Genomic DNA, 6,802 nt, shown 5'->3' with positions numbered 1-6,802 from the left:
TGAAACCGCCGGCATCTGTCTATCGCCCGTCGATACGCGCTTATCCCGGTTATTTGCCTGCGCTTGAATACGGTTCCGATGTTGAAGTACGCAAGGTTCGGTCAAATGGGAAAATTAAATGGAAAGGACAGCTGATTTTTCTTGGAGAGGCTCTGATTGGAGAGGATATCGCGCTGAAGGAAGTGGCTGATGACGCTTGGGAACTGTACCTTTGCAGCCACTGTTTAGGCAGGCTTGAAAACGGCGCCAAACGCGTTTCAAGCCTGTAAAGGTGTAAACGATGTCCCCGGTCTAATTTGTAAAGGATGTGCCGGTCTCTACAGTGAGGGGCTCTTTCTCGCAGCCAAACAAAAACCCGCACAAGGCGGGTTTTGTTCTGATCGTTCCCACGCAGAGCAGGTTCGGTCAGTCAGCCAGACGCCAGGTCGTGCCACCCTTGCCGTCTTCCAACACAACGCCCATCGCCGTCAGCTGGTCACGGATACGATCGGACTCAGCCCAATCCTTCCCCGCCCGCGCTGCCAGACGCGCGGCAATCAGTGCATCAACCTCAGCCGCATCGACACGCCCTTCAGCGCCCGCCTGCAGGAAGTCATCCGCCTCCAGCTGCAACACACCCAACACGCTCGCCAGCTCTTTCAGACGCGCTGCCAGACCGGCCGCTGCGTCGAGATCACTCTCGCGCAGACGGTTGATCTCGCGAACCATCTCGAACAGCACCGCACAGGCTTCCGGCGTGCCGAAGTCGTCGTTCATCACTGTGGTGAAACGTTCGACGAACGCTTCGCCACCGGCCGGCGCCACCGTCGGCAGACCTTTCAACGCGTGGTAGAAACGCTCCAGAGCGCCTTTGGCGTCCTTGAGGTTGTCTTCCGAGTAGTTGATCGCGCTGCGGTAGTGGCTCGACACCAGCAGGTAACGCACAACTTCCGGGTGGTACTTTTCCAGCACGTCGCGAATGGTGAAGAAGTTGTTCAAGGACTTGGACATCTTCTCGCCATTGATGCGAATCATGCCGCAATGCATCCACGCGTTGGCGTAGGTCTTGCCGGTGGCCGCTTCGCTCTGGGCGATTTCGTTTTCGTGGTGCGGGAACTCGAGGTCGCTGCCGCCGCCATGAATGTCGAAGGTCTCGCCGAGGCAGCAGGTGGACATCACCGAGCACTCGATGTGCCAGCCCGGACGCCCGGCGCCCCATGGCGATTCCCAGCTCGGCTCGCCCGGTTTGGCGGCTTTCCACAGCACGAAGTCCAGCGGGTCCTGTTTCGACTCGTCGACTTCGATGCGGGCGCCGATGCGCAGGTCTTCGATCTTCTTGCGCGACAGCTTGCCGTAGCCCATGAATTTCGCAACGCGGTAGTACACGTCACCGTTGCCCGGAGCGTAGGCGTAACCCTTGTCGATCAGGGTCTGGATCATCGCGTGCATGCCCGGAATGTGATCCGTGGCGCGCGGTTCCATGTCCGGCTTCTTGATGTTCAGGCGCGCTTCGTCTTCGTGCATCGCGGCGATCATGCGCTCGGTCAACGCTTCGAACGATTCACCTTTCTCGTTGGCGCGGTTGATGATCTTGTCGTCGATGTCGGTGATGTTGCGCACGTAGGTCAGGTCGTAACCGCTGAAGCGCAACCAGCGCGTCACCAGGTCGAACGCGACCATGCTGCGGCCGTGGCCGAGGTGGCAGTAGTCGTACACGGTCATCCCGCAGACGTACATGCGCACCTTGTTGCCATCCAGCGGCTTGAAGACTTCTTTGCTCTTGGTGAGCGTGTTGTAGATCGTTAGCACGTTATTTCCTTTGACGCTGAATCACTGGCCCCACGAATCACGCAGGGTCACGGTACGGTTGAATACCGGCTGACCTGGTTTCGAGTCCTTCATATCCGCAACGAAGTAGCCTTCGCGCTCGAACTGGAAACGGTCTTCCGGCTGTGCATTGCCAAGCGATGGCTCAGCACGACAACCGGTAAGTACCTGCAGCGAATCAGGATTGATGTTGTCGAGGAAACTGGCGCTGTCTTCGGCCTTCTCAGGGTTGGCCGAACGGAACAGACGATCGTACAGACGCACTTCGCACTCGACGCTGGCCGCAGCCGGCACCCAGTGAATCACGCCTTTGACCTTGCGGCCTTCCGGGTTCTTGCCCAGGGTTTGCGGGTCGTACGAGCAACGCAGTTCGACGATGTTACCGTCGGCGTCCTTGATCGCCTCGTCAGCACGGATCACGTAGCTGCCACGCAGACGCACTTCACCGGCCGGTTCCAGGCGTTTGTAACCCTTCGGCGGCTCTTCCATGAAGTCATCACGGTCGATGTAGATTTCCCGGGCGAATGGCAGTGCGCGCACGCCCATGTCTTCTTTCGGGTGGCGCGGCAGTTCGAGGTTTTCGACCTGGCCTTCCGGGTAGTTGGTGATCACCACTTTCAGTGGACGCAGTACGCACATGGCGCGCGGTGCGGTCTGGTCGAGGTCGTCACGGATGCTGAATTCGAGCATGCCGAAGTCCACCACGCCGTCGGAACGGTTGGTGCCGACCATTTCGCAGAAATTGCGGATCGATTTCGGCGTGTAGCCACGGCGGCGGAAGCCCGACAGCGTGGACATGCGTGGATCGTCCCAGCCATTGACGTGCTTTTCATCGACCAGTTGCTTGAGCTTGCGCTTGCTGGTGATGGTGTAGTTGAGATTCAGACGGCTGAACTCGTACTGACGCGGGTGCGCCGGCACTGGCAGTGCGTCGAGGAACCACTCGTACAGCGGACGATGGCTTTCGAACTCGAGGGTGCAGATCGAGTGGGTGATGCCTTCGATGGCGTCCGACTGACCGTGGGTGAAATCGTAGTTCGGGTAGATGCACCACTTGTCACCGGTCTGGTGGTGGTGCGCGTGACGGATGCGGTACATGATCGGGTCGCGCAGGTTCATGTTCGGCGAGGCCATGTCGATCTTCGCACGCAGCACGCGGGCGCCGTCCGGGAACTCACCGGCACGCATACGAGCGAACCAGTCGAGGTTCTCTTCCACCGAACGGTCGCGGAACGGGCTGTTCTTGCCCGGCTCGGTCAGGCTGCCACGGTATTCCTTGGCTTGCTCCGGGGTCAGGTCGTCGACGTAGGCCTTGCCGGCCTTGATCAGCTCAACGGCCCAGTCATGCAACTGGTCGAAATACTGCGAGGCGTAGCGCACTTCGCCGGACCACTCGAAACCCAGCCATTTGACGTCGGCTTCGATCGCGTCGATGTATTCCTGGTCTTCCTTGGCCGGGTTGGTGTCGTCGAAACGCAGGTGCGTGACGCCGCCGAACTCCTGGGCCAGGCCGAAGTTCACACAGATCGACTTGGCGTGGCCGATGTGCAGGTAGCCGTTGGGCTCAGGCGGGAAACGGGTGACGATCTGCGTGTGCTTGCCCGAGTCCAGGTCTGCCTGGATGATCGGCCGCAGGAAATTGACCGGCACGGCAGGGCCGGACTTGGCATTCGAGGTAGGGTCGACAGTGGGCTTGCTCATAGGATCCTTGACTTACAGGTGCGCGGCCGCAGAGGGGGCCAGACAAAACAAAGCCGCTATCATAGCCGATGCTGTCAAGGGGCTGACAGAGCACGGCCTATAAAGGAGCGCATTTAATCGCAGGGATTTGGAAAAACAGCCTCGAAATTCGCGCCTGTCACGCTAAACTGCGCACCTTGGCCGATGCAGGCTGAACCGGTTTCGGGACTCAGTCTCCGAAAACCACGAATTCCTTATAAAGAGTAGCGATCATGACTCAAGTTAAATTGACCACCAATCATGGCGACATCGTCATCGAACTGAACGCTGAAAAGGCGCCGATCACCGTCGCCAACTTCATCGAGTACGTCAACGCCGGTCACTACGAAAACACCGTTTTCCACCGTGTCATCGGTAACTTCATGATCCAGGGCGGCGGTTTCGAGCCTGGCATGAAGGAAAAGAAAGACAAGCGTCCAAGCATCCAGAACGAAGCTGACAACGGTCTTTCCAACGACAAATACACCGTTGCCATGGCCCGCACCATGGAGCCGCATTCGGCCTCCGCGCAGTTCTTCATCAACGTCGCCGACAACACCTTCCTCAACCACAGCGGCAAGAACGTGCAGGGCTGGGGCTACGCAGTATTCGGTAAAGTGACCGCTGGCACCGACGTTGTCGACAAGATCAAAGGTGTTTCGACCACTTCCAAGGCCGGCCACCAGGACGTACCCGCAGACGACGTGATCATCGAGAAAGCCGAGATCATCGAAGCGTGATATTGCTGATTTCAGACTTGCATCTGGAAGAGGAGCGCCCGGACATTACCCGGGCGTTTCTGGATTTGCTCGCCGGACGCGCCCGCTCGGCGAGTGCGTTGTACATTCTTGGCGACTTCTTCGAAGCGTGGATTGGCGACGACGCCATGACGCCCTTCCAGCGTTCCATCTGCCAGGCCCTGCGCGAATTGAGCGACAGCGGCACGGCGATTTTTCTGATGCACGGCAATCGCGACTTCATGCTCGGCAAGGCCTTCTGCAAGCAGGCCGGCTGTACGTTGTTGAAGGATCCGAGTGTCGTGCAGTTTTACGGCGAGCCGGTGCTGTTGATGCACGGCGACAGCCTCTGCACCCGCGACGTCGGCTATATGAAGCTGCGGCGCTATCTGCGTAACCCGATTACCCGGTTTATCCTGCGTAACCTGCCGCTGAGTACACGCCACAAACTGGCACGCAAGCTGCGCAGCGAGAGCAAGGCGCAGACGCGGATGAAAGCCAATGACATTGTCGATGTCACGCCGGAGGAGATTCCGCGGATCATGCAGGAATTTGGCGTGAAAACCCTGATTCACGGCCACACCCACCGCCCGGCGATTCACAAGCTGCAGCTCGGTGAGCAGGCGGCGAAGCGGATCGTGCTGGGGGATTGGGATCGGCAGGGTTGGGCGTTGCAAGTGGATGAGAGCGGGTACGCCTTGGCGCCGTTCGACTTCGCCCCGCCGCTGGCTTTGCCGCACGGCTGAAGATCGCTCCCCCTCACCCCAACCCTCTCCCCCAAGGGGGCGAGGGGGAAAGGGAGCCGATCTTCATGCTGTTCAAACCTGAGTCCGACTCACAATCTCAAATCATGCTTTTCAAAACCTGAGCTCAACTCGGTGGCTCAGGTCGGCGTACCTCGAAAGCAAACCTCGGTCAGTCCCCTCTCCCTCTGGGAGAGGGTTAGGGTGAGGGGCTTTTGACCTCAGTGCCCAGAAGCCGCCGGCCCTGCCTTGGCAGCAAACGGCGGTTTCGCCAGCCACACAATCAGAATCAACCCCATAAAGCCCCAGCCCAGCAGCGTGAAGTAATCCACGGTGGAGAGCATGTACGCCTGACTGGTCAGGATCTGATCCATCTGCGCATACGCCGACTGGCTCGCCCCGCCCAACTGATTCAAGGTCTCGCGGGTTGCCGGCTCAAAGGTGCTGATGCTCTCGCTCATATACGCATGATGCTGATCGGCCCGACGAATCCAGATCCACGTGGTCAGCGATGCCGCAAAGCTACCGCCCAAGGTCCGCAGAAAAGTCGCCAGACCCGCGCCATCGGCAATCTGGCTAGGTGGCAAGTCAGACATCAGAATGCTCAGGGTCGGCATGAAGAACAGCGCCACGCCAATGCCCATGAACAACTGCACCAGCGCAATGTGCTGGAAGTCCACTTCGTTGGTGAACCCGGCGCGCATGAAGCAGCTCAAACCAATCGCCAGAAACGCCAGGCCGGCGAGCAAGCGCAGGTCGAACTTGTTCGCGTACTTGCCGACAAACGGCGACAGCAGCACCGGCAGAATACCGATCGGTGCCACGGCAAGTCCCGCCCAGGTCGCGGTGTAGCCCATTTGCGTCTGCAGCCATTGCGGCAGGATCAGGTTGATGCCGAAGAACCCGGCGTAACCCAGCACCAACACCAGCGTGCCGATGCGAAAGTTGCGATAGGCGAACAACCGTAGATTCACCACCGGATGCTGATCGGTCATTTCCCAGATGACGAACACCGCCAGCGCGATCACCGAAATCGCTGCGCCGATGATGATGAAGTTCGACTCGAACCAATCCAGATCATTGCCCTTGTCGAGGATCACCTGCAGCGCACCGACGCCAATGATCAACGTGATCAAACCAACGTAATCCATCGGCTGACGGCTGGTCTCAACCGGACGTTTGGCCAGTTGCGAACGCACCACCATCACCGCAAAAATGCCGATCGGCACGTTGATGAAGAAGATCCACGGCCAGCTGTAACTGTCGGTAATCCAGCCACCGAGAATGGGCCCGGCAATCGGCGCAACCACCGTGACCATCGCCAGTAACGCCAGGGCCATGCCGCGCCTGGCCGGCGGATACACCGCGATCAACAGGGTTTGCGTCATCGGGTACAGCGGCCCGGCCACCAGACCTTGCAGCACGCGGAAACCGATCAGTTCCGGCATCGAGGTCGAGATACCGCAAAGAAACGAGGCCAGCACAAACAGAATCGTGGCCCACAAAAACAGCTTCACCTCACCGAAACGGCGGCTGAGCCAACCGGTCAGCGGCAGCGCAATCGCGTTGCTCACGGCGAAGGAGGTGATCACCCAGGTGCCCTGCTCCGAACTCACCCCCAGGTTGCCGGAAATCGTCGGCAGCGCCACGTTGGCAATGGTGGTGTCGAGCACTTGCATGAACGTCGCCAGCGACAGGCCGATGGTGCTGAGCAACAGGCTGGGCGGCGTGAAAGAGGCGTTATTGCTCATTGTGAATCCTATGAAACCAGGTTGACGCCGTGCCCTTTGTGGGAGC

The 6,802-nt window shown here is 59.2% G+C and carries 5 protein-coding genes and 1 pseudogene; 3 read left to right on the top strand and 3 right to left on the bottom strand.

Annotation, left to right across the window (positions count from 1 at the left end; translation table 11 throughout):
• Window positions 1-269 (top strand): annotated as a pseudogene (locus tag M9827_RS19315) (IS481 family transposase); the annotation flags it as partial.
• 136 nt (window positions 270-405) lie between these two features.
• Here the strand turns inward: M9827_RS19315 and cysS are convergent.
• Entirely contained in the window at window positions 406-1,788 is a 1,383-nt protein-coding gene (gene cysS / locus M9827_RS19310) for a cysteine--tRNA ligase (RefSeq protein ID WP_250606671.1), read from the bottom strand.
• Between the two features lie 21 nt (window positions 1,789-1,809).
• Window positions 1,810-3,507, bottom strand: a complete 1,698-nt coding sequence (locus M9827_RS19305) for a glutamine--tRNA ligase/YqeY domain fusion protein (RefSeq protein WP_250606669.1) — start codon at window positions 3,505-3,507, stop codon at window positions 1,810-1,812.
• A gap of 251 nt (window positions 3,508-3,758) precedes the next feature.
• On the opposite strand from M9827_RS19305, the gene M9827_RS19300 reads away from it, so the two are divergent.
• Both M9827_RS19300 and lpxH read left to right on the top strand, forming a co-directional pair.
• A complete protein-coding gene (locus M9827_RS19300) occupies window positions 3,759-4,265 on the top strand; it encodes a peptidylprolyl isomerase (RefSeq protein ID WP_093434208.1) in 507 nt (168 codons plus the stop codon).
• A complete protein-coding gene (lpxH, locus tag M9827_RS19295) occupies window positions 4,262-5,008 on the top strand; it encodes a UDP-2,3-diacylglucosamine diphosphatase (RefSeq protein WP_250606668.1) in 747 nt (248 codons plus the stop codon). The genes M9827_RS19300 and lpxH overlap by 4 nt, the downstream gene beginning before the upstream one ends.
• Before the next feature lie 218 nt (window positions 5,009-5,226).
• Here the strand turns inward: lpxH and M9827_RS19290 are convergent, their stop codons facing one another.
• A complete protein-coding gene (locus M9827_RS19290) occupies window positions 5,227-6,756 on the bottom strand; it encodes a DHA2 family efflux MFS transporter permease subunit (protein ID WP_007912465.1) in 1,530 nt (509 codons plus the stop codon).
• Window positions 6,757-6,802: the final 46 nt, after the last annotated feature.

The organism is Pseudomonas sp. AKS31, from assembly GCF_023634765.1.
In the GTDB taxonomy this organism is placed as follows: Bacteria; Pseudomonadota; Gammaproteobacteria; order Pseudomonadales; family Pseudomonadaceae; genus Aquipseudomonas.
The sequence above is the reverse complement of the archived record's forward strand: the minus strand, read 5'-3'. Positions and strand labels throughout refer to the sequence as shown.

Bases quoted from the DNA above. Each gene is read 5' to 3' on its own strand.
- M9827_RS19300 (WP_093434208.1), top strand. From the start codon at position 3,759: ATGACTCAAGTTAAATTGACCACCAATCATGGCGACATCGTCATCGAA.
- M9827_RS19305 (WP_250606669.1), bottom strand. From the start codon at position 3,507: ATGAGCAAGCCCACTGTCGACCCTACCTCGAATGCCAAGTCCGGCCCT.
- M9827_RS19290 (WP_007912465.1), bottom strand. From the start codon at position 6,756: ATGAGCAATAACGCCTCTTTCACGCCGCCCAGCCTGTTGCTCAGCACC.